At 71.5% G+C, this 20,720-nt stretch carries 18 protein-coding genes and 2 pseudogenes; 8 read left to right on the top strand and 12 right to left on the bottom strand.

Features of this window, described 5'->3' with window-relative positions:
* Nucleotides 1-161 precede the first annotated feature (161 nt).
* Genes ACH5AC_RS15435 through ACH5AC_RS15425 form a run of 3 tightly spaced genes read right to left on the bottom strand, consistent with a single transcriptional unit; the run spans nt 162 to nt 3,528 of the window.
* Nucleotides 162-911: a succinate dehydrogenase/fumarate reductase iron-sulfur subunit gene (locus ACH5AC_RS15435; RefSeq protein WP_398862300.1), complete on the bottom strand. Its 750-nt coding sequence runs from the start codon at nt 909-911 to the stop codon at nt 162-164.
* On the bottom strand, nt 908-2,854 hold the full coding sequence (locus tag ACH5AC_RS15430) for a fumarate reductase/succinate dehydrogenase flavoprotein subunit (protein ID WP_398862299.1): 1,947 nt from the start codon (nt 2,852-2,854) through the stop codon (nt 908-910). The genes ACH5AC_RS15435 and ACH5AC_RS15430 overlap by 4 nt, the downstream gene beginning before the upstream one ends.
* A gap of 2 nt (nt 2,855-2,856) precedes the next feature.
* A complete protein-coding gene (locus tag ACH5AC_RS15425; protein WP_398862686.1) occupies nt 2,857-3,528 on the bottom strand; it encodes a succinate dehydrogenase in 672 nt (223 codons plus the stop codon).
* Between the two features lie 130 nt (nt 3,529-3,658).
* Between ACH5AC_RS15425 and ACH5AC_RS15420 the strand changes: the two genes are divergently transcribed.
* The gene (locus ACH5AC_RS15420) at nt 3,659-4,543 is read left to right on the top strand and encodes a LysR family transcriptional regulator (RefSeq protein ID WP_398862298.1); all 885 of its coding nucleotides are present in this window, start codon (nt 3,659-3,661) and stop codon (nt 4,541-4,543) included.
* Nucleotides 4,544-4,585: 42 nt separating this feature from the next.
* Here the strand turns inward: ACH5AC_RS15420 and ACH5AC_RS15415 are convergent, their stop codons facing one another.
* From ACH5AC_RS15415 to ACH5AC_RS15405, 3 genes are all read right to left on the bottom strand, one after another.
* Nucleotides 4,586-6,736, bottom strand: a complete 2,151-nt coding sequence (locus tag ACH5AC_RS15415; RefSeq protein WP_398862297.1) for a putative bifunctional diguanylate cyclase/phosphodiesterase — start codon at nt 6,734-6,736, stop codon at nt 4,586-4,588.
* A complete protein-coding gene (locus ACH5AC_RS15410; RefSeq protein ID WP_398862296.1) occupies nt 6,733-7,545 on the bottom strand; it encodes an SAM-dependent methyltransferase in 813 nt (270 codons plus the stop codon). Before ACH5AC_RS15410 ends, ACH5AC_RS15415 begins: the two co-directional genes overlap by 4 nt.
* Nucleotides 7,546-7,773: 228 nt before the next feature.
* Entirely contained in the window at nt 7,774-8,760 is a 987-nt protein-coding gene (locus tag ACH5AC_RS15405; RefSeq protein WP_398862295.1) for an SCO0930 family lipoprotein, read from the bottom strand.
* 710 nt (nt 8,761-9,470) lie between these two features.
* Here ACH5AC_RS15405 and ACH5AC_RS15400 point away from each other — a divergent pair.
* The 3 genes and pseudogenes from ACH5AC_RS15400 (at nt 9,471) to ACH5AC_RS15390 (ending at nt 11,129) form a co-directional block, all read left to right on the top strand.
* On the top strand, nt 9,471-9,665 hold the full coding sequence (locus tag ACH5AC_RS15400; protein WP_398862294.1) for a hypothetical protein: 195 nt from the start codon (nt 9,471-9,473) through the stop codon (nt 9,663-9,665).
* A gap of 22 nt (nt 9,666-9,687) precedes the next feature.
* Nucleotides 9,688-10,452 carry a hypothetical protein gene (locus tag ACH5AC_RS15395; RefSeq protein WP_398862293.1) on the top strand — a complete coding sequence of 255 codons (765 nt, stop codon included), beginning with the start codon at nt 9,688-9,690 and terminating at the stop codon, nt 10,450-10,452.
* A 153-nt stretch (nt 10,453-10,605) separates the two neighbouring features.
* Nucleotides 10,606-11,129, top strand: a pseudogene (locus ACH5AC_RS15390) (hypothetical protein).
* A gap of 85 nt (nt 11,130-11,214) precedes the next feature.
* Here ACH5AC_RS15390 and ACH5AC_RS15385 read toward each other — a convergent pair.
* Nucleotides 11,215-11,727, bottom strand: a complete 513-nt coding sequence (locus tag ACH5AC_RS15385; RefSeq protein ID WP_398862292.1) for a hypothetical protein — start codon at nt 11,725-11,727, stop codon at nt 11,215-11,217.
* A 335-nt stretch (nt 11,728-12,062) separates the two neighbouring features.
* On the opposite strand from ACH5AC_RS15385, the gene ACH5AC_RS15380 reads away from it, so the two are divergent.
* Nucleotides 12,063-12,737 (top strand): class F sortase, encoded by a 675-nt coding sequence (locus tag ACH5AC_RS15380; RefSeq protein WP_398862291.1) that lies wholly within the window; start codon nt 12,063-12,065, stop codon nt 12,735-12,737.
* Between the two features lie 29 nt (nt 12,738-12,766).
* Here ACH5AC_RS15380 and ACH5AC_RS15375 read toward each other — a convergent pair whose 3' ends face one another.
* Complete coding sequence (locus tag ACH5AC_RS15375; protein WP_398862290.1) at nt 12,767-13,606, bottom strand: polysaccharide deacetylase family protein; 840 nt, start codon at nt 13,604-13,606, stop codon at nt 12,767-12,769.
* 120 nt (nt 13,607-13,726) lie between these two features.
* Nucleotides 13,727-14,873: pseudogene (locus ACH5AC_RS15370) on the bottom strand (CapA family protein).
* A 239-nt stretch (nt 14,874-15,112) separates the two neighbouring features.
* Here ACH5AC_RS15370 and ACH5AC_RS15365 point away from each other — a divergent pair.
* From ACH5AC_RS15365 to ACH5AC_RS15355, 3 genes are all read left to right on the top strand, one after another.
* On the top strand, nt 15,113-15,661 hold the full coding sequence (locus ACH5AC_RS15365) for a sigma-70 family RNA polymerase sigma factor (RefSeq protein WP_398862289.1): 549 nt from the start codon (nt 15,113-15,115) through the stop codon (nt 15,659-15,661).
* A 136-nt stretch (nt 15,662-15,797) separates the two neighbouring features.
* Nucleotides 15,798-16,313: a hypothetical protein gene (locus tag ACH5AC_RS15360; RefSeq protein ID WP_398862288.1), complete on the top strand. Its 516-nt coding sequence runs from the start codon at nt 15,798-15,800 to the stop codon at nt 16,311-16,313.
* A 140-nt stretch (nt 16,314-16,453) separates the two neighbouring features.
* Nucleotides 16,454-17,113, top strand: coding sequence for a zf-HC2 domain-containing protein (locus tag ACH5AC_RS15355; RefSeq protein WP_398862287.1), 660 nt, complete (start codon nt 16,454-16,456; stop codon nt 17,111-17,113).
* Here the strand turns inward: ACH5AC_RS15355 and ACH5AC_RS15350 are convergent.
* The 3 genes from ACH5AC_RS15350 to ACH5AC_RS15340 are packed head-to-tail and all read right to left on the bottom strand — an operon-like array spanning nt 17,110 to nt 20,685.
* A complete protein-coding gene (locus ACH5AC_RS15350) occupies nt 17,110-17,658 on the bottom strand; it encodes a cysteine hydrolase family protein (RefSeq protein ID WP_398862286.1) in 549 nt (182 codons plus the stop codon). The two genes, ACH5AC_RS15355 and ACH5AC_RS15350, sit on opposite strands and share 4 nt — an antisense overlap.
* 53 nt (nt 17,659-17,711) lie before the next feature.
* Nucleotides 17,712-18,575: an Fpg/Nei family DNA glycosylase gene (locus ACH5AC_RS15345; RefSeq protein WP_398862285.1), complete on the bottom strand. Its 864-nt coding sequence runs from the start codon at nt 18,573-18,575 to the stop codon at nt 17,712-17,714.
* A gap of 22 nt (nt 18,576-18,597) precedes the next feature.
* The gene (locus tag ACH5AC_RS15340; protein ID WP_398862284.1) at nt 18,598-20,685 is read right to left on the bottom strand and encodes a SpoIIE family protein phosphatase; all 2,088 of its coding nucleotides are present in this window, start codon (nt 20,683-20,685) and stop codon (nt 18,598-18,600) included.
* Nucleotides 20,686-20,720: the final 35 nt, after the last annotated feature.

Genomic DNA, 20,720 nt, shown 5'->3' with positions numbered 1-20,720 from the left:
GGCCTGTGCCGGGAGCGGGGATGTGGGCTTGTTGAACGGCGCGGGCGCCGGGTCGTGCGCGGAGCCCGCGCAGGGGCCGCGGAACCAGACGGGGCCGGGGATGAGCACCACTCCCGGCCCCGCCCGCCCGCCGTTGGTGGCGAACGTCTTCTCGGTCGGCGCTAGTGTTTCGCCGCCTTGCGGGTGGCCCGCAGCCACTCCTTGTTCATGCTGGTGATGGACACGAGCGGAATGCCCTTGGGGCAGGCGGTCGCGCACTCGCCGGTGAGGGTGCAGCCGCCGAAGCCCTCCTCGTCCATCTGCGCGACCATGTCGAGGACCCGGGTCTCGCGCTCGGGCGCGCCCTGCGGCAGGACGTTGAGGTGGTTGATCTTGGCGGAGGTGAAGAGCATCGCCGCGCCGTTGGGGCAGGCGGCCACGCACGCGCCGCAGCCGATGCACTCCGCGTGCTCGAAGGCGAAGTCGGCGTCCGGCTTCGGTACGGGCGTGGCGTGGGCCTCGGGTGCGGAGCCGGTCGGGGCGGTGATGTAGCCGCCGGCCTGGATGATGCGGTCGAAGGCCGACCGGTCCACGACCAGGTCCTTGATCACCGGGAACGCGGAGGCGCGCCACGGCTCGACGTCGATGGTGTCGCCGTCCTGGAAGGACCGCATGTGCAGTTGGCAGGTGGTGGTGCGCTCGGGTCCGTGGGCGTCTCCGTTGATCACGAGGGAGCAGGCGCCGCAGATGCCCTCACGGCAGTCGTGGTCGAAGGCGACCGGGTCCTCGCCCTTGAGGATGAGTTCCTCGTTGAGCGTGTCGAGCATCTCCAGGAAGGACATGTCGGGCGAGACGCCGTCCACCTCGTACGTGGACATGGCGCCGTCGGCGTCGGCGTTCCGCTGCCGCCAGACGCGCAGGGTGAGCTTCATGCGTAGCTCCGCTGGGTGGGGTGGACGTACTCGAAGACCAGGTCTTCCTTGTGCAGGACCGGCGCCTCGCCGGTGCCGGTGAACTCCCAGGCGGCCGCGTAGGAGAACTCGTCGTCCTTGCGGGCGGCCTCGCCGTCCGGGGTCTGGGACTCCTCCCGGAAGTGGCCGCCGCAGGACTCGTCGCGGTGCAGCGCGTCGAGGCACATCAGCTCGGCGAGTTCGAGGTAGTCGACGACCCGGTTGGCCTTCTCCAGGGACTGGTTGAACTCCTCCCCCGTGCCCGGCACCTTGATCCGCCGCCAGAACTCCTCGCGGATCTGCGGGATGCGCTCCAGCGCCTTGCGCAGCCCGCTGTCGGTGCGGGCCATGCCGCAGAACTCCCACATCAGCTCGCCGACCTCGCGGTGGAAGGAGTCCGGCGTACGGTCACCGTCGACGGCCAGGAGCAGGTTGAGGCGGTCCTGTGTCTCGGCCAGCGCCTCCCGCACGACGGGGTGTTCGTCGGTCACCTCGCCCTGGTGCGGGTTGCGGGCGAGGTAGTCGTTGATGGTCGCCGGGAGGACGAAGTAGCCGTCGGCGAGGCCCTGCATCAGCGCGGACGCGCCGAGGCGGTTCGCGCCGTGGTCGGAGAAGTTCGCCTCGCCGATCGCGAACAGGCCGGGGATGGTGGTCTGCAGGTCGTAGTCGACCCAGAGGCCGCCCATCGTGTAGTGCACGGCGGGGTAGATCCGCATCGGCACCTGGTACGGATCCTCGTCGGTGATCCGCTGGTACATGTCGAAGAGGTTGCCGTACCTGGCCTCGACGGCCCCCCGTCCCATGCGCTTGATGGCGTCGGCGAAGTCCAGGTAGACGCCCTGACCGCCAGGGCCGACGCCCCGGCCTTCGTCGCAGACGTTCTTCGCGGCGCGGGAGGCGATGTCACGCGGGACCAGGTTGCCGAAGGACGGGTAGATGCGCTCCAGGTAGTAGTCGCGCTCGTCCTCGGGGATCTGGTGCGCCGGACGGGTGTCCCCCTTGGCCTTCGGCACCCAGATCCGGCCGTCGTTGCGCAGCGACTCGCTCATCAGCGTCAGCTTGGACTGGTGGTCGCCGGTGCGCGGGATGCAGGTCGGATGGATCTGGGTGAAGCAGGGGTTGGCGAACCAGGCGCCGCGCCGGTGCGCCCGCCAGACGGCGGTGGCGTTGGAGTTCATGGCGTTCGTCGACAGGTAGAAGACGTTGCCGTACCCGCCGGAGGCGAGGACGACGGCGTCGGCGAAGTAGGTGTCGACGCGACCGGTGATGAGGTCCCTGGCCACGATCCCGCGTGCCCGCCCGTCGACGACGATCAGGTCGAGCATCTCGGTGCGCGGGTGCATCTCGACGTTGCCGGCGGCGATCTGCCTGCTGAGGGCCTGGTACGCGCCGAGCAGCAGTTGCTGGCCCGTCTGGCCGCGGGCGTAGAACGTCCGGGACACCTGGACGCCGCCGAAGGACCGGGTGTCGAGCAGTCCGCCGTACTCCCGGGCGAAGGGGACGCCCTGCGCCACGCACTGGTCGATGATCTCGACGGAGATCTGTGCGAGCCGGTGCACGTTGGACTCGCGGGCCCGGAAGTCGCCGCCCTTGACGGTGTCGTAGAACAGCCGGTGGATCGAGTCGCCGTCGTTGCGGTAGTTCTTCGCCGCGTTGATGCCTCCTTGCGCGGCGATGGAGTGGGCGCGGCGCGGGGAGTCCTGGTAGCAGAACTGGACGACGTGGTAGCCCTGTTCGGCGAGGGTGGCGCCCGCGGAGCCGCCGGCGAGTCCGGTGCCGACGACGATGACGGTGTGCTTGCGCCGGTTGGCGGGGTTGACCAGCCTGGCCTCGAAGCGGCGCTTGTCCCAGCGCTCGCTGATCGGGCCGGAGGGGGCCTTGGCGTCGACGAGGGGTTCGCCGGTCGTGTATGCGGTGTACGTCATGGTCAGCTCACCACTCCGGTCATGACGCCCACGGGTACGGCGACGAAGCCGGCCGTGAGAAGGGTTGCGAGGACGTTGGCCGTGGCCTTCAGGGCGCGGTCGCGGGTGCGACTGCCGATGCCGAGGGTCTGTGCGGCGCTCCAGAAGCCGTGCCGGATGTGCAGGCCGACGGCGAGCATGGCGACGATGTAGATGGCGTTGCCGTACCAGGTGGAGAAGGTGTCCACGACGTTCTGGTAGGGCTTGCCCGACTCGAAGCCGCCGGAGTGCACCGTGCCGGTGGTCAGGTCCAGGATGTGCCAGACGATGAACAGGGCGAGGATGATCCCGCCCCAGCGCATGGTGCGCGTGGCGTAGGTCGCGCGGGGCTTCCTGTGCACGTACTTGCTGGGGCGTGCCCTGAGGTCACGGCGGCTGAGCTGGTAGGCGGCGACGGCGTGGGCGACGACCGCGACGACCAGCGCGACGCGGACGAGCCACAGCGTCCACTCGTGGTGCATGAAGGGTTCGCCGACCGTGCGCAGCCAGTGCGCGTAGTGGTCGAACTCCTCCTCGCCGAAGAAGATCTTCAGGTTTCCGATCATGTGGACGACCAGGTACAGCAGCATGATCAGACCGCTGACGGCCATCACGGACTTCTTGCCGACGGAGGAGTCCCACACGGTGCGCGCCATGGACGGCCGTCGGTCCGTCCGCGTTGCCAGAGCCATGCCACGAGACGGTAGGGCCGAACGTCCCCATCGGTCCAAGACATGGTCCGGCTTGTTTCCATAGGCAGGCCCTATGCCGCGTTACGCTGTCCGGATGCAGTTCCAGCAGCTCCAGTACTTCGTGGCCGTCGCCGAGACCCGGCACTTCACCCGGGCCGCGGAGCTCGTGCATGTGGCCCAGCCGTCGCTGTCGCAGCAGATCAGGGCGCTGGAGCGGGATCTCGGGGCCGATCTGTTCCTGCGGGCGCGGGGCAACATCACGCTGACCGACGCGGGCGAGGCGCTGCTGCCGCTGGCGCGGCGGATCCTGGCCGACGCGGAGACGGCGCGCTACGAGGTGCAGGAGCTGGTGCAGCTGCGCGGCGGGCGGGTGCGGCTGGGGGCGACACCGAGTCTGTGCACCGGTCTGCTGCCGGATGTGCTGCGGGCCTTTCACGACCGGTATCCCGGGGTGCGGCTGATGGTCGAGGAGGGCGGCTCGCACGACCTCGTGCGTGAGCTGGCCCGGGGCGCCCTGGATCTGGCGCTGGTGGTGCTGCCGCTGCCCACGCCGTCGCCGGCGCTGACCACCGTGGAGCTGCTGCGGGAGGATCTGGTCGTGGTGTCCTCACCCGAGGCGGCCAGGCCGGGGGGTGGGCGGCGAGCCGTGCAGATCGCCGATCTGGAGGGTGAGCGGCTGGTGATGTTCCGGCACGGCTACGACCTGCGGGAGCTGACCGTCGCGGCGTGTCGCTCCGCCGGGTTCGAGCCGGACTTCGCGGTGGAGGGTGGGGAGATGGACGCGGTGCTGGGCTTTGTGCGGTCGGGGCTCGGGGTGGCCGTCGTACCGCGCATGGTGGCCGCCAGGTCGGGGCGCGGGCTGCGGGTCACTCCGCTGGCCCGCCCCGGTCTGCACCGCACCATCGCGCTCGCCCATCGCACCGACGTGGCCCCGCCGCGGGCGGCGCGGGAGCTGCAGCGGATGCTGCTGGAGCGGTGACACCGTAGGGCTGAGCAACGATTCGGGCTTTCCGTGAAATGGCTAGCCCGTTGCGTCCGCCAGCGCCAGCTCGTGGAGTCTCTCCGGTGGGCCGGGGCGGGCGTAGTACCAGCCCTGGGCCGTGTCGCAGCCGAGTACGCGGAGTTGTTCGGCCTGGGCTCCCGTTTCCACGCCTTCGACGGTGACCGCGAGTTCGAGGCTGTGGGCCAGGGAGACGATCCCTTCCACGATCTTGAGGTCGACGGGGTCGGCCGGGAACTGCTGCATGCCCTGGGTGAAGGAGCGGTCCAGCTTGAGGACGCTGACCGGGAGGCGGCGGAGGTTGGCGAGGTTGGAGTAGCCGGTGCCGAAGTCGTCCAGGGCGATGTCCACGCCCATCTCCGCGAGGCGGCGCAGGGGTTTGAGGAGGTCGTCGTCGGCGCCGATCAGCGCCGACTCGGTCACTTCGAGGCACAGGGACCGCGGTTCCACGCCCGCGCGTTCGAGGATGTCGACCGTGTCCTGCACCAGACCGGAGTGGGTGAGCTGGCAGGGCGAGAGATTGACGTTGATGCGCAACGGGGCGTCCTGCGCGGTGCGTTCCTGCCACTCCTTCGCCTGGCGCACCGACTCCTCCAGGACCCAGCGGCCCAACGGGACGATCAGGCCGGTGCGTTCGGCGAGGGGGATGAAGCGGTCGGGGCCGAGGACGCCGTGCTGTGGGTGCAGCCAGCGCACCAGTGCCTCGGCGCCGCGTACGCTGCCGTCGCCGAGGTGGACGAGCGGCTGGTACTCGATGAAGAACTCGCCGCGTTCCAGGGCGGTCGGCAGGGCCGTGGTCAGGCCGTGGCGGGTGATCGCCCGGGCGTCGGCCTCCGGGTCGGCCAGCTCGAAGCGGTTGCCGCCCGCCGACTTGGCCCGGTACATGGTGATGTCGGCGCTGCGCAGCACCTCCGCCGCGCTGCGTTCGCCCGCCGCGCCCTCCACGATGCCGATGCTGCCGCGCACGGTCAGTTCACGGCCGTCGATACGGACCGGGGCGACCAGCGCGTTCATGATGCGCGCGGCCAGTTCGTCGACCTCGCGGCGGGCCTGCGGTCCGGTGGTCAGGGCCACGAACTCGTCGCCGCCGAGGCGGGCCACCATCTCGCCGGGCGCGGTCGCGCAGGACTGGAGCCGGTCGGCGACCTCGACGAGCAGCCGGTCGCCGGCCGCGTGGCCGAGGCTGTCGTTGATGGTCTTGAAGCCGTCGAGGTCGAGGTAGCACAGTCCGAAACGCTGGGCCTCCCCGGCCGCCAGGACCTTCTCCAGGCGTTCGAAGAACAGCGTGCGGTTGGGCAGTCCGGTGAGGGCGTCATGGGTGGCCTCGTAGCGCAGCCGGAGGTTGAGCAGCCGGCGCTCGGTGGTGTCCTCCATCAGCGCGAGCTGGTACTGCGGGTTGCCGTCGGCGTCCCGCAGCAGGGAGACCGTCAGATTGGTCCACAGGACCGTTCCGTCAGGGCGGTAGAACGCCTTCTCCACGTGGTAGTGCTCGCGTTCGCCGCGCACCAGCTCGTCGTAGAGCTTCCAGACCTGCGGGGCGTCCTCGGCGTGGGTCCAGTCGGTGACGTTGCGCCCGCGAAGGGTCTGCTCCGAGCCGCCGAACATGCGCAGCAGCGCGCCGTTGACCTCCAGGACATGGCCGGCGAGGTCGGCGATCGCGATGCCTATGGCCGCGCCCTCGAAGACCGCGCGGAAGCGGGCCTCGCTCGCGTGCAGCGCCTGCGCCACCACGCCCTGGGCCTGCAGCGCTGCCCGCGCGATGGCTTCCTGCTCGGCCAGGGTGCGCTCCCGCAGCGCCTGCGCGAAACCGGCGGCCATGGCGTGCTGCAACCGTGAGGAGCGGGTGCGCAGTTCCTCCTGCGCATGGCCCTGCTGGGCGTCGTCGTCGCCGCAGTACAGCACCAGATAGGCGTCGACGCAGTCGAGGGCGCGGCTGAGCGCCTCCGGGTCGGTGCAGTGCGCGGCCACGAGGGCGGCCCCCACCGCCCTGCCCGCCTCCGCGTCGAAGGCCCGCGCGCGCAGCGCCTCACGCAGCCGCCGGGCCAGCGGCAGCAGCAGCTCCTCGAACTCCGGCCGCGTCAGCGACGTCGAGGTGACCGGGAACACCGCCCGGCTCCAGATCGTCGCGAACCGGCGCAGTCTGTCCTCCGGCCCGTCCGGCTCCGCGATCACGCCGTCGTCCCTACGCCGGCGAAACCGGAGAAGGCATACGGATCCTCGTCCTCCGGTGCCGTCTCCGGCCGCCAGTGCGGCATCGGCACCAGTCCCGGTTCCACCATGTCGTACCCCTCGAAGAACCGCGCGATCTCGTCGCGCGAACGCATGACCAGCGGGTTGCGAATGTCCTTGTATACGTCCACCGCGCCCTCCGCCCGCCCGGGCGGCAGCGGGATTCCCTCGTACGAGGCATGGGTGAGGATCAGCAGGCTGCCGGGCGCGAGTGCGTCGCGCAGCTGTGCGACCGCCGTGTACGGGTCGTCCTCGTCCTCCACGAAGTGCAGTATGGCAACGAGAAGCAGGGCCACCGGACGGTTCGGGTCGATCAGCCGCTGCACCTGGGGGCTGGACAGGATGTCCTGCGGCTTGCGCAGATCGGCCGCCACGACGTCCGCGGTGTCGTTGCCGGCCAGCACGGCCTGGCTGTGCGCCACCGCCACCGGGTCGTGGTCGACGTAGACGACGTGCGCGCCGGGGTCGGCCCTCTGGGCGACCTCGTGGACGTTGCCGAAGGTGGGGATGCCCGAGCCGATGTCCAGGAACTGGGTGATGCCCTGACCGACCGCGTAGCGCACCGCCCGGCGCATGAACGCCCGGTTCGCCTGCATGATCTTGGGCAGTCCCGGCATGAACTCCATTGCCCTGCGCGCCGCTTCGCGGTCCACCTCGAAGTTGTGGGATCCGCCGAGGAAGTAGTCGTAGATGCGCGAGACGCTAGGCACCGAGATGTCGATGCTTCGTGGGGCCCAGGCGGGACGCTCCATCTATCTCTCCAGGCGTTGGCGATCCGGTGTTCGAGCTGAGGCTACTGATCGTCCGCCGAACGGGCGAGCAGAACCGGAAATTGACCGTCCGTTCCCGGTCATCGCATCCGCGAAGCGCGGCGTCTCAACCGGCGACAAAAAGGTCCGCCCCCCTCCGTGCGGCGCGGAGGGGGGCGGACCAGGGGCCGGCGTTGCCGGGCGGTGCGGGGATCAGCCCTGGGGAGGTGATCAGTTCTGCCCGGGGGCGCCGACCGGCTTGCCGTCGGGGGCGACGGCGAACCAGGTGCCGCCCACTCCCTGACCGTTGATGTCACCGGGCGCCTTGTCACTGGCGAAGGTGTACAGCGGCACGCAGTCGATGGTCTGCTGCTTGATGCCGTCGGGGCGGTTGAAGACGACGTAGCCGCGGTTGGGCGTGGAGCCCTGCAGATCGATGCCCTCGGTGTCCTTCTCGTCGACCGGCGCGACGACGGGCCACTTCTCGAGGCACGCGCCGGTGCACGCGGTCTTCATGGGCCACTGGGAGTCCTTCATGAAGCGGTAGACCGTCATGCCGTTCTTGTCGACGACGATCTCGCCCAGGTTCGGGTCGTTGCGGACCGAAAGCCCGGGCTGGTCGGCGGCCTTGGTCGCCTTCTTGCCGTCGGGGGCCAGCGCGAACCACTTGTTGTTCACGCCCTGGCCGCTGATGTCACCGGCGCTGGCGTCCTTGGCGAAGTAGTAGGCCGGCCAGCCGCCGATGGTGAGCTGCTTGCTGCCGTCGGTGCGGGTGACCTCACCGAGCAGCGACTTGTCGATCCCGTCCCCGGCCGTGACACCGTCGGCGGGCACGGGCGGCCAGGCGGTCGCGCAGTCGCCGTCGCAGTTGGACTTGGGCGGCTCCGCGGTGTCCTGGTCGAAGCGGTAGAGAGTCATGCCGTTGCTGTCGGTCAGGATCTTGCCCAGCTCGCCGTTCACGGAGACGGCCAGCTCGCCGGCCGCTCCCTGGGCGGCCGCACCGGCGCCGGCACCGGGGCTGGTGCTCGCCCCGGCTCCCGCGCCGGCGCCCACTCCGGTGATGCCACCGGTGATGCCGCCGGTCACGGCCGGGGCCGTGGCGCCCACGTTCTGGCTCACTGCCGAACTGCCGCCGCTTTCCTGACCGCACGCCGTCGTCAGCGCCAGCACGACCGCGGCACTCGCCACGAGTGAGGCGTTCCGCCAGGAGGTGTTCATCGTCAACTCCCCGATCATCGCAATGGTGTTGCAGCGCCCTTCTGCGCCGCCGCACGGCACTGGGTACGCACGGGGGCGGGCGTTGTGTTCAAACGCGGCGAGAAATTCTTTTTCGACAGCCGCCTCCCACACACCTGTACGTCGGTCCGGACGTGCGGGCGCTTCCTTGATCAAACCTTCGTGCGCGAACTTCCCCCCTTCGAGCCAATCCGGGCCAAGCGGGCACTCGGAGTGGCACGGAACGTCTCATGATCTTCGTCGTGCATGCTTGCGAACCGATCCGATTCGCCGTCGCCGCAAGGGCGTTGGTGGTGCTGAGCGCGACCTGGATCCTGGTGGGCGCGCCGGCCGGGGCGGCGGTCGCGGACGCCTGTGCGTACGCCTCGACCGGCCCGGGCGGCACCGAGGCGCGGGCGGTCGCGGGGGGCCGCACCTGGCCCTCCCCACCACCGTGCCCACCGCCCCCGCCCCCGCCGCCGTGTCCGGAGCCGAGCCCGGAGCCGAGCCCGCCGCCCCCACCGCCCCCGAAACCGACTCCGGAGCCACCGAAGCCGAGTCCCACACCGACACCCACGCCGACACCCACCCCGACTCCGTCGCCCACACCGAGGCCGCCCGAGCCGAAGCCGCCGAAACCGGCGCCCGCCCCGCCACCACCACCGGCGCCGGCACCGAAGCCCCTACCCCCTACCCCGCCTCCGCCGGCACCCGTGCCGCGCACGGCGCCCACCCCGACCCCGACGCCCACCCCCACCCCGCGCCCCAGCGCGTCACCGGTGAGCTACCCGGCGTACCACGCCCCGCCGCCCAAGCGGCGGTCGCGGAGCGCCCCGTCGCCGCTCACCTACGTCCTGCTCATCACCGTGCCCGCCATCGCGGCCGTCGCCGCACTGCGCCCGCGCTAGCGCCCGACCAGGAGGCATCCCCTTGCCTGAATGGCTTGTTCTCACCCTCGCGATGGCCGCCGCCTGCGCGGTGGTGATCGTCATCACCCTCGTACGGCACAAGAGGGCCGCCGACGACGAGGACACGTCCGAGACCCCGGACGTCATCGAGTACATGACGATGTGGATCGGTGTGGTGTACGCCATCGTCCTGGGTCTGGCCATCGCGGGAGTCTGGGAGGCCCGCAGCGCCGCCGAGGACCACGTCCACGCGGAGGCCCAGGCGTTGCACGAGATCTCGGAGCGGGTGCGGGTCTACCCGCCCGACGTACGTGACCGCATTCGGGACGATGTCAACGCCTATGTCGGACACATCGTCACCACCGAGTGGCGCGAGATGGCCGACAACGGGGAAGTGACCGAGCGCGGCAACGAGCTCTTCCGCCGGATCCGGGTGGACATCACCGACTACGAACCCGGGACGGACTTCGAGGCGCAGGCGTACCAGCCGCTGCTGGACCAGGTCGCCGCCGCCGACCAGGCGCGCACCGCGCGGGCCGACTCGGCCGATCCGACCATGCCGGGCGTGGTGTGGTTCGGGCTGATCGCCGGGGCCGTGATCACCATCGGCATGGTGTTCGCGCTGCAGATCCGGCGTACGCCGCGTGAGCTCGTCCTGGCGGGGCTGTTCTCCGCGCTCATCGCCTTCCTGCTGTTCCTGATCTGGGACTTCGACGCGCCGTACAGCCGGGGCATCACCGCGTCGCCGGAGCCGTTCGAGCTCCTGTTCCCGAACATCAAGGGCTGACGCCCCTCACCCCGCCGGTCCGCGCCGGGGGACGCGCCACGCCGCAGCAGTCCCCCGGCCGTGGGAACGGCTGGCCCGTGTGCGGCCCCCACGGGTGCCCCATTCGCGCGACTGCGATCGCGGGGGCGCACACGCGTTCCTAGCGTTTCGGTCATCGGGGTGCATGTCTGGCGCAAGCGGAAACGGTCCGCACCTGCCCTGACCCTCTGCGCACCGGCCGCCGGTGCCGTCGACGGCACCATCACGCCGTTCGGCCTCAGCGTCCTGTCGTCGACCGTCGCCGCCGGAGGGCAGGTCACCCTGAGCGTCGACCGGCACCACGGCGGCTGCAAGGGCGCGGTGACCGTGTCGTCGGGTGTCTTCGACACCGTACGGATCCCGGCGAAACGTACGTCGGCGACGGCGACCGTGGACTGGGACGCCCGTCCGGGCGCGGCGTACCAGGTGACGTTCACCTGTGACGGCGTGAGCGGATCGACCGGGCTGACCGTCGCCGGCGGTCGTCCGGTCCCGACGCCGTTGCAGCCGCCGAGCTGGGGGGGGTGAACGCCGGTGAGGGCGGCAGCGTCGCCGGGTTCGACCTGAAGGAGATCGGCCTGGGCCTGGCGCTCATCGCCGGTTCGGTGGGCGCGGCGTACCACTTCTCGCGGCGGCGTGAGGGCGAGGACGGCGTCTGACACCCCGTCTCGCCGTTTCCAGGTCTTCGGCCCGGACCCCCCTATGGGGCCGGGCCGAAGACCTTTCGACGTGCGCTCGCCGGACTCAAATGCGGCGCTCGGCGCGTCGGCGCATCCAGAACACCCCGCCGCCGATGAGCGCGGCCGCGACGAGCCCCCCGCCGATGGCGATGTCGGTCGGCGTCGCCCCGCTGGAGCTGCTGCCCCCGAGGCCGCCGCGGACACCGCCGATGACGGTGAAGGCGGCGGGGCGGGTCAGGGTCCTGCCGGAGCAGTTGACGGTGATGTCGTAGGACCCCGGGGCGGCGTTGGCATTGATCGTCGCGGTGCCCTTCGCTGTGTGGTTGCCCCCGTGGATCGGGATCAGTCTGGTCTCCGGGAAGGCGTTCGATGTCGCGGTGCCGCCCTGCGGGCAGTTGTCGACGGTGATCGTCAGCTGGCCGCCGCGGGCGATGACGCTGGGCAGCGCCACGATGTTGCTCGGTCCGGCGTGACTCGGCCCGCCGGGCACGCCGTCGCGGGCGACGGCGGCTGGGGCGGCGAGCCCGAGGGCGGCAACCACGGCGGCCGAGGCCGCCAGGGCACGAGTGGTACGCATGTGATCCTCCGCGGAAGGCGCCCCGGGACCCGTCCCCGGTCGATCGGCGAGAAAGCACCTCCAGGAACGACCCTCAGACGCCCTGCACGCGCCCGCATTTCGGGAATGGTCCGTCCTGGTGAGCCGACACGCCGTACGAAAAGCGCACTGCCGGATATCGCTGCAGGTCATGCACCGTCAGAAAATTCCTGTCCGCGGCAACTCGGATGGCGCACCGCGCCCCGCGAGGGCCACCCGTTCGCCGCCGTCCCCGTCGCCGCTCTCGCGCGCCGCGCTTAGCGTGCTCGTATGCGCGATAAGGATGCGGCGACGGCCGCGTCGAAAGGGGATGGCGAATGTCCGGATATGAGCTGTCCGAGCTGGCGGAAGAGGAGGAGCGGCCCAAGAAGCGCGCCCCCTGGGGGGTGATAGCGCTGGTGCTGCTGACCGGTCTCGCGCTCATCCGCAACGGTTCCGGCGAGTTCGACGCGGGCCCGCCGCAGCCCGCCTCGGCGGCGGCCGCGGACAGCCGTGCCGACGCGGCCACCCTCCTCGGCCGCGCCCCGGACCCGCTGCCGTACGCCCTCCCCGACCGGGTCCGTATCCCCGCGATCCGGGTCGACGCGCCGATGATGCCGGTCGGGCTGGACGCCGACGGCTGGGTCGGCGCACCGCCACCGGAGGACCCCAACCTGGCGGGCTGGTTCACCGGCGCGGTGTCGCCCGGCGAGAAGGGCACGGCGGTCGTCGTCGGCCATGTCGACAACCAGCAGGGGCCCGCCGTCTTCTACGGGCTCGGGGCGCTGAAGAAGGGAAATCGCGTCGAGGTGGCGCGCCAGGACGGAAAGACCGCGGTTTTCGAGATCTACGGCATCGAGGTCTTCGAGAAGAACAACTTCCCCGGCGACCGGGTCTACGCCTCCAAGGGAGCGCCGGAACTGCGGGTCATCACCTGCGGCGGCGGTTTCTCCCAGGCGAACGGATACGACGGGAACGTGGTCGCCTTCGCCCGCCTGACCGAGGTCCGCTGAGCGGTCCCGGCCGGGCGGGCGTCATTCCCTCAGGCGTTCCTGCCGCGCGGTACGCCGATGTGGTAGCCGGAATCCAGCAGCCGCGGCAGATAGCGGCGCAGCGCCTGCACGCTCTGGGAGCGGTCGCCCCCGGCGTCGTGCGAGAGCACCACGACGCCGGGGGCGGCGCCGTTCTGCACCCGGTCGACGATGGTGCGGGTGCCCGGGGTGGTCCAGTCGAGGGTGTCGACGGTCCAGGCCAGCGGCTCCATGCCGAGCTCGGCGCCGAGCTGGAAGGCGGCGCGGTTCCAGGCGCCGTAGGGGGCGCGGAACCACTCGGGGCGCCCGCCGTGGGTGGCCTCGATGATGTCGCAGGTGCGTTCCATCTGGGACCGGATCTGGCTCCGGGTCAGCTTGGTGAGCAGGGGGTGGGACCAGGTGTGGTTGCCGACGGCATGTCCCTCCTCGGCCATCCGGGCGAGCAGGTCCTCGTTGCCGCCGACCATCTCCCCGCACACGAAGAACATCGCGCGGACGTCGTACTCGGCGAGGGTGTCGAGGATCGCCGTGGTGTAGCGGCGGTCGGGGCCGTCGTCGAAGGTCAGCACCATGGTGCGGCCGCGGCCGGTCATCCGCAGGAGCGGTTCACGGCGGACCGGGAGGCGGCCGGGGGCGGTGCGCGGGGGGCCGTAGCCGGTGAGGGGCTCAAGGCGGTAGGCCGACGGCTTCTGGGGGGCCCTCGCGGCGGGCCTGGCCGGGCCGGGGTTGGCCGGGGGCGAGGGCTCGGCGGGGATGCGCCAGGAGAAGACGCCGACTGTGGTGGCCGTACCCAAAGCCGCGGCGCCGGCCAGCATCATCCGGCGCCTGGTGAGGAACTGATCCTTCTTCATGAGTCATGAGTCGCCCGGTGAGGGGTTGGCGCACCACTGTGACACCGGTGTGGGGGTGTGAATTAACCCGTCCGGCCGAGTGGGGGCGGGGATGGCCCGGCGGGTGGGGGGCGTGAATCGCTACTCGCCCATCGTCAGGCCGTCCTGAGCCGCGCCCCGGCTCAGGACCATGTCGCGGATGCGGTCGCGTACGCCCTGGACGTCGGCGCCCTGGGCGAGGGCGCGGTTGAGGTTGACGACACGGCCGGCGTCGACGTCGAACAGCTGGGGTACGAACTCGGCCTTGGCCACCTCCCAGCGGGCGCCGGGGCGGGCCGGTGGGGCGAAGGTGAAGCGGGCGAGGGTGGACTGGTTGCCGCGGTGGTCCCGGGTGCCCTGGTGGTTGAACATCTCGCCGGCGATCTGGTCGCCCATGCCGTAGACGACCCAGGTGCCGTTGACCTTCTCGTACGCCTGCGGGACGTGGGCGTGGGTGCCGAGGATCAGGTCGATGTCGGGGCGGCCGTCGGTACGGGAGGCGGTGAGGGTGCGGGCGAGGGTGAGCTGGAGGTCGTCGGGGGCGTCCTGCCATTCGGTGCCCCAGTGCATCGACACGACGACCACGTCGGCGCCGGCCCTTGGCGTCGGCGAGGACACGGTTCTCGTCGATGAGGTCGACCGTCCAGGGTGCCTCCGGGGGCTGGGGGTAGCCGTTGGTGTCGTAGGTGTAGGCGAGGTGGGCGACCGTCGCGGGGCCCGCGTGCAGCAGGGTGATCGCGTTGGCCTCGGCCTCGGTGCGGGCGGTGCCGGCGTGGCGGACGCCGGCGCGGTCGAGGGCGTCGAGGGTGCGGCGGACCCCGGCGGCGCCGTCGTCGAGGCTGTGGTTGGAGGCGGCGGAGCAGCCGTCGTAGCCGGTGGTGGCGAGGGCGTCGGCGATCTCGGGCGGGGACTTGAAGGCGGGGTAGCCGGTGTAGTCGCCGCCTGCGCCGTACACGGTCTCCATGTGGCACAGGGCGAGGTCGGCACGGGAGACGACCGGTTCGACGCCCTCGAACATGGGGCGGAAGTCGTGGCCGGTGCCGCCGGCGTCGAAGCGGGCGCGGTCGATGATCGAGGTGTGCGGCAGGATGTCGCCGGAGGCGACGAGGGTGAAGCCGCGGGTGGGGGCGGCGGAGGGTGCGGGCTGTCCGGTCGGCGCGGGCTCCTGGCGTTCCTGGGCCTGGCAGGCGGCGGCCGCCGCGAGCAGGGCGGTCAGGGCGAGGGCCACCTGTCGTCTGCGCGCGATCACCAAATCACCCCTTTGCGAGAGGATTGTCGTATTTACGCACGCCTCACTACTAGTCCATGCCCGGTCATGAACCGCCCCGCCGCTCCCTTCTGGTCCCGCCGATGCGCGCGATCGGCCTAAGGGCGGGTCCGGACCGGAGCGGACCGTTCGTCGAACCGTTCGTCGACGCGATCGACCGTCCGTCGCAGACCCGTGTGCGCGCACTGTCCGAAGCGGCCCGCCTGAGGTGCCATACGCGCATGCCTGCCGCTACCGCCTTTCCGCACCCCACGACGACCGCCGAGCACGAGCTCGCCGCGCTGCAGCGCGAGCACGGTCGGCCGCTGTTCGCGCTGCTGCTCAGGCTGTGCGACGGCGACCGGCAGCGCGCCGAGGACCTGGTACAGGAGACCCTGGTGCGCGCCTGGCAGCACCCCGAGGCGCTGCGCGCCGACGACTTCGACTCCGTACGGCCCTGGCTGATGACCGTCGCGCGGCGCCTCGCGATCGACGCGCGGCGCGCCCGACAGGCACGGCCCGCCGAGGTCGGTGACGCGGTGCTGGAGCACGCGCCGGTGTGCGCCGATCACGCCGAGCGCGCCGCCGCGGCCCTCGATGTGCGCCAGGCTGTGAAGACACTCACTCCGGAGCACCGTGAAGTACTGGTGCTGGTGTATTTCCAGGGGGCCAGTGTGGCGGAGGCCGCCGAGATCCTGGGGATTCCGCCCGGTACCGTGAAGTCGCGCGCGTACTACGCGCTGCGCGCCCTGCGCCGGGTGCTTCCCGGATACGCGGCCGACCTGCACTGAAACCAGCGGCCGAGTCAAACCTCCGTAAAGCGCCTTGCCGACCACCCCGGTTGAGTAATCGGCTGTCCTCATCCGTGTTCCGGACTGGGGTGCCGGCGACGGGCGACGCGCACGCACCGGAGGAAGGCAGGAAGGGATGCTGCACAGAGGTCATCAGAGCACGGACGGCGCCGACGGCGGCGAACTCACCGTCCCCATGGCCTGGTTGTACGCCGAGTACATCGCGGACGAGCTGCTGCGGACCGGCGATCTCATGCCGCCGACGTCCTTCGAGTTCCGCGCCGGACGCGACGCGCTGGCGCTGACCATCTTCCTGTCGGACACCGACGGCGAGCTGCCCGGGATCCGCGTCGTCACCCAGCTGGAGACCTGGCTGTCGCTGACCGCGTACGACCAGCCGTGGCAGGACTGGGTGGGCGAGCGGATGGCCCGACTCGCCGAGCAGGAGGCCGCCTCGGGGGACCCGTCACCGGACCTGGAGCTGGCGGCGGCGGCCTGGCGGTGGCTGGAGGAGACCGAGCTGCTCGCGCCCGATCTCAACGCGGTGCCGGGCGGCGCCCCGGTGATCGGGGAGGACGAGGGGCCGAAGGTCTGGACGCCCGCCTGGCAGCTCGGTCTGCCGCTGGGGCATCTCGCGATCCATCTTTTTTAGATTCCGACCAATCCGAGGGCCCGCCCGCTCCGAACATCTGGTCACGATTCGGTGTCCGGCCTGAGTGATTCGGCGTCCTGGTCCGTACCGGTGGGAGCAAGGAGTAACCCCACCCGCACCCTACGGCACGAGGATTCGGCATGAGGTCCCTGGAAAGGCATGCGGACGTCGGTGCGTACGCGCTCGGCGTGCTGGACGAAGCGGAGGCATTCCGCTTCGAGGACCACCTCATGGAGTGTCCTCGGTGCGCGGCCCAGGTCACCGAGTTCGGCCCCACCACGCGTCAGATGATGCTCTACCGGCGCGCCACCCCGCGCGCCGTGCACCCCTTCGCCGGGCCGGGTCCCCGGCTGCTGGACCGGCTGCTCGGCGAAGTTGCCGCCCGGCGGCGGTCCGCGCGCCGCCGGCTGCTGTACGCGGTGGCCGCGTCGGTGGTGGTCGCGCTGGCCGGGCCCGCGTTCGCCGTGCTGGCCGGCGGCGACGGCTCCGACGCCGTGCGGGTCACCGCCACGGACGAGCGTTCGGGCGTGTGGGCGGAGATCACGGCCGAGGACGCGGCCTGGGGCAGCAGGGTCGAGCTGAAGGTGAAGGACGCCGCGGGCCCCCGCGCCTGCCGGCTGGTCATCATCGGACTCGACGGGTCCGAGCAGACGGTCACCAGCTGGTCGGCCCCCGACCACGACGCCCGCGCCAACACGATGCACGGCGGCTCCGCCTGGCACACCGACCAGATCGCCCGCTACGAGGTGCGCACGTCCGAGGGCCATGTGCTGGTGCAGCTGCCCTCACGGCAGGACTAGAAGGTCACGTCCGCCGTGTCGACGGTCGCCGCCCGGCGGCCGGGGGCCCGCTGGCCGTTCCAGTAGAAGTTCGTGTGGGCGATCACCTGCTCCGGGGCCGGTGCCCCGTGGCCGCGCAGGTCCTCCGTGGTGTGGGCGTCGCCGACCAGGGTCACGTCGTAGCCGCGGGTGAAGGCTCCGTGCAGGGTGGAGCGGACGCAGAAGTCGGTCTGGGCGCCGGTGACGACGAGGCGGCCCACCTCCAGCCCGGCGAGCACCGACTCCAGTTCGGTGGCCTCGAAGGAGTCCCGGTAGGTCTTGTGGACGAGCGGCTCCGACGCCTGCCGGACCAGTTCCGGGACGTACTGCCATGCCTCGGTGTCGGGTTCGAGCGAGCGGCCGGAGTGCTGTATCCAGACCACCGGGACGTCCGCCGAACGGGCCCGGTCGATCAGGTCGCTGATGTTGCGCAGCACACCGTCGCGGTCGTGGGCCCGCGCCACGACGCCGTTCTGGACGTCGATGACCAGCAGCGCGGTGTGCGGCCGGTCGGGCAGAGTCGTCATGGGTGTCCCCCCTGTGGGTCCGGTCCGTCACCCCATGATCGCGCATCGCGCGGCTACTTCAGCAGCCGGGACAGCCTTCGGTCGGCCAGCGGCTTGCCGCCCGTCTGGCAGGTGGGGCAGTACTGCAGGGAGGAGTCGCTGAAGGAGACCTCGCGGACGGTGTCGCCGCAGACCGGGCAGGGCTCGCCGGTGCGGCCGTGGACGCGCAGGCCGGACTTCTTCTCCGCCTTCAGGCGTCCGGCGGCCAGGCCCCGGGAGCGGTCCACCGCCTCGGTGAGCGTGACACGCAGGGCCTCGTACAGCCGTTCCCTCTCCTCGGGGGTGAGCGACGAGGCCAGTTTGAACGGGGACATCTTCGCGGCGTGCAGGACCTCGTCGCTGTAGGCGTTGCCGACGCCGGCGATCAGGCTCTGGTCGCGCAGGGCGCCCTTGAGCTGCCGGCGCTCGCCGGAGAGCAGCGCCGTGAAGCGGTCGAGGTCGAAGTCGTCGGCCAGCGGGTCCGGGCCGAGGCGGGCCACGCCGGGGACCTCCTGGGGATCGTGGACGACGTACACCGCGAGGCGTTTCTGGGTGCCGGCCTCGGTCAGGTCGAAGCCCGCGCCCGTCTCCAGGGCGACACGCAGGGCCAGCGGGCCCTTGCCGGGGCGGGGGACGCCGTCCGGAAGGCGGTCCTTCCAGTGCAGCCAGCCCGCGCGGGCCAGATGGGTCACCAGGCGGGGGCCGCCGGCCGTCTGAAGGTCGAGGAACTTGCCGTGTCGGTGCACGGCGGCGACCACGTGGCCCTCCAGGGCCGTGACGGGCGGGTCGTACGTCTTGAGGACGCTGATCGCGACGTGCAGCACCCGGACGATCTCGTGGCCGACCAGGTTCTCGGTGAGGAAGTCCTTGAGCGCTTCCACCTCGGGCAGCTCCGGCATACGTCCAGGGTGCCATCCACGCTCAGCCGCGGCCCGGTACGACGAACTCGCACCACACGCACTTGCCGCCGCCCCGCGCCTCCACGCCCCACGCGTCGGTCAGCAGGTCGACCAGGAGCAGCCCGCGCCCGGACACCCCCGACTCCCCGGCCTCGCGACGGCGCGGCAGGGCGCTGGAGGAGTCCTCGACCTCCACACGCAGCCGGCGGTCCGCGGCGGTGAGGGCGCGCAGGGTGAGGATGGCCGCGCCCTCGGTGTGCATCAGGGCGTTGGTGATCAGCTCGTCGGCGACCAGTTCGATCTCGTCGGCGCGGTGGCGGGCCCCCCAGGCGCGCACGGCGGCGCGGATCATGTGGCGGGCGTGGGACAGCGCCTCCGGGTCGCCGGGGGCCACGTGCTGCTGGAGACGGCCGCCGACCCGTCGGGCCTGCTGGCCGCGCCGGCGCAGCAGGAGCAGCGCCACGTCGTCGTCGCCGCCGCGTTCCTCGGCCATGTCGATGAGCCGGTCGGCGAGGGAGCGGACGTCGTCGGGACCGGCGGCGATCATCGCGACCAGGGTGCGCATGCCGTCGTCGAGGTCGGCGCCGGGCTGCTCGACCAGGCCGTCGGTGCACAGCAGCAGCGTGTGGCCGGGGTCCAGCTCGATGGTGCCGACGGGGTACTGGAGGCTGCCGAACTCCGCCGACAGGCCCAGCGGCAGCCCGCCGGGGACGGCGATCCGGCGGCAGGTGCCGTCCGTGCCGCGCACCAGCGGGTCGATATGGCCCGCGCGGACCACCTGCACCACGCCCGTGGACAGGTCGGCCTCGGCGTACAGGCAGGTCGCGAAGCGGTCGGTGTCCAGTTCGTGCAGGAAGACGGAGGCGCGGGCCATCACGGTGGCCGGGGTGTGCCCCTCGGCGGCGTAGGCGCGCAGCACGATCCGCAGCTGGCCCATGACGGCGGCGGCGTGGGTGTCATGGCCCTGGACGTCTCCGATGACGGCTCCGACGCGGCCGCCGGGCAGCGGGATCAGGTCGTACCAGTCGCCGCCGATGTCCCGGCCGAGGGAGCCGCCGATGGTGGCCGCGCGGTAGCGGACGGCGACGTCGGCGCCGGGCACGCTGGGGATGGTGCGCGGCAGCATGGCCTGCTGCAGGCCCTGGGCGATGTCCTTCTCCTGCTCGTAGAACATCGCCCGCTGCAGGCTCTGCGCGATGCTGCTGCCGAGCGCGACGAGGATGTCGCGCTCCTCGGGCCGGAAGCCGGTGCGGTCGCTGTAGAGCAGGCCCATCGCGCCGATCGGGCGGGCCTGCACGATGAGCGGCAGATAGGCCGCCGCGGTGATCTCCAGGTCGGTGATGTGCGGCCAGAGGATCGGGTAGCCGGCCGCGAACTCCTCGGGCGACTCGATGAACCGGGGTGTGAGGGTGCGGACGACCTCGCTCATCGGGTAGGGCTCGTCGATCCCGGTGACCAGGGTGCCCGGCACGAAGCTGCCCTCGGGGCCCTCGGCGATCAGCCGGATCCGGCCGGCCTCGACCAGGCCCATGACCAGGCTGGTCGCGCCCAGATGGGTGAGTCCGTGGGTGTCCTTGAGGACGTCGATGACGTCCCGCACGGTCCGGGCGTGGGCCAGGGCCGCGGTGGTGAGCTGGACGACGTTGGGTTGGGTGCGGTCGGATTCGGCCGGGACGGCCTCGTCGCGGCGGACCGCGAGGTCGGCCAGTTCCTGGGTGGCGTCGCGGACGATACCGATGATCCGGCGGGGGCGGCCGGTGTCGTCGCGCCGGATGTAGCCCTGGGTGTGGGTCCAGCGCAGGGCGCCGTCGCGCAGCCGTATCCGGAAGTAGGCGCCGTAGTTCTCGCTGCCGTCCTTGATGGCCTGGGCGACCAGCGCGTCGAGGCGCTGGTTCTCCGCCCGGGGGACTCGGACCGCCAGGGACTCGGGGCGGCCGTCGAATTCGTCGGGGCGCAGGTCGAAGATCTCGTGGGCCCGGGCGTCCATGTGGAAGAGGCCGGTGTCCAGGTCCCAGTCGAAGCTGCCCATGCGGTTGAGCGCCAGGATCGGATCCGGGTGGGCGGGCCAGTCGTCCGGGAGAGACAGGGCGCTCGCTCCCCGATCAGCCATGGGCCCACCTTGCCAGGATTTGTCCGATTCTTCGA

It is taken from the genome of Streptomyces sp. NPDC018693 (assembly GCF_044391385.1).
Lineage (GTDB): Bacteria > Actinomycetota > Actinomycetes > Streptomycetales > Streptomycetaceae > Streptomyces.
The sequence above is the reverse complement of the archived record's forward strand: the minus strand, read 5'-3'. Positions and strand labels throughout refer to the sequence as shown.

What these genes read in the sequence shown, in the direction of transcription:
- ACH5AC_RS15410 (WP_398862296.1), bottom strand. Translation starts at nt 7,545, where the DNA reads ATGGAGCGTCCCGCCTGGGCCCCACGAAGCATCGACATCTCGGTGCCT.
- ACH5AC_RS15430 (WP_398862299.1), bottom strand. Translation starts at nt 2,854, where the DNA reads ATGACGTACACCGCATACACGACCGGCGAACCCCTCGTCGACGCCAAG.
- ACH5AC_RS15385 (WP_398862292.1), bottom strand. Translation starts at nt 11,727, where the DNA reads ATGCGTACCACTCGTGCCCTGGCGGCCTCGGCCGCCGTGGTTGCCGCC.
- ACH5AC_RS15405 (WP_398862295.1), bottom strand. Translation starts at nt 8,760, where the DNA reads ATGAACACCTCCTGGCGGAACGCCTCACTCGTGGCGAGTGCCGCGGTC.
- ACH5AC_RS15365 (WP_398862289.1), top strand. Translation starts at nt 15,113, where the DNA reads ATGCCTGCCGCTACCGCCTTTCCGCACCCCACGACGACCGCCGAGCAC.
- ACH5AC_RS15360 (WP_398862288.1), top strand. Translation starts at nt 15,798, where the DNA reads ATGCTGCACAGAGGTCATCAGAGCACGGACGGCGCCGACGGCGGCGAA.
- ACH5AC_RS15425 (WP_398862686.1), bottom strand. Translation starts at nt 3,528, where the DNA reads ATGGCGCGCACCGTGTGGGACTCCTCCGTCGGCAAGAAGTCCGTGATG.
- ACH5AC_RS15420 (WP_398862298.1), top strand. Translation starts at nt 3,659, where the DNA reads ATGCAGTTCCAGCAGCTCCAGTACTTCGTGGCCGTCGCCGAGACCCGG.
- ACH5AC_RS15355 (WP_398862287.1), top strand. Translation starts at nt 16,454, where the DNA reads ATGAGGTCCCTGGAAAGGCATGCGGACGTCGGTGCGTACGCGCTCGGC.
- ACH5AC_RS15350 (WP_398862286.1), bottom strand. Translation starts at nt 17,658, where the DNA reads ATGACGACTCTGCCCGACCGGCCGCACACCGCGCTGCTGGTCATCGAC.
- ACH5AC_RS15380 (WP_398862291.1), top strand. Translation starts at nt 12,063, where the DNA reads ATGTCCGGATATGAGCTGTCCGAGCTGGCGGAAGAGGAGGAGCGGCCC.
- ACH5AC_RS15375 (WP_398862290.1), bottom strand. Translation starts at nt 13,606, where the DNA reads ATGAAGAAGGATCAGTTCCTCACCAGGCGCCGGATGATGCTGGCCGGC.
- ACH5AC_RS15340 (WP_398862284.1), bottom strand. Translation starts at nt 20,685, where the DNA reads ATGGCTGATCGGGGAGCGAGCGCCCTGTCTCTCCCGGACGACTGGCCC.
- ACH5AC_RS15345 (WP_398862285.1), bottom strand. Translation starts at nt 18,575, where the DNA reads ATGCCGGAGCTGCCCGAGGTGGAAGCGCTCAAGGACTTCCTCACCGAG.
- ACH5AC_RS15435 (WP_398862300.1), bottom strand. Translation starts at nt 911, where the DNA reads ATGAAGCTCACCCTGCGCGTCTGGCGGCAGCGGAACGCCGACGCCGAC.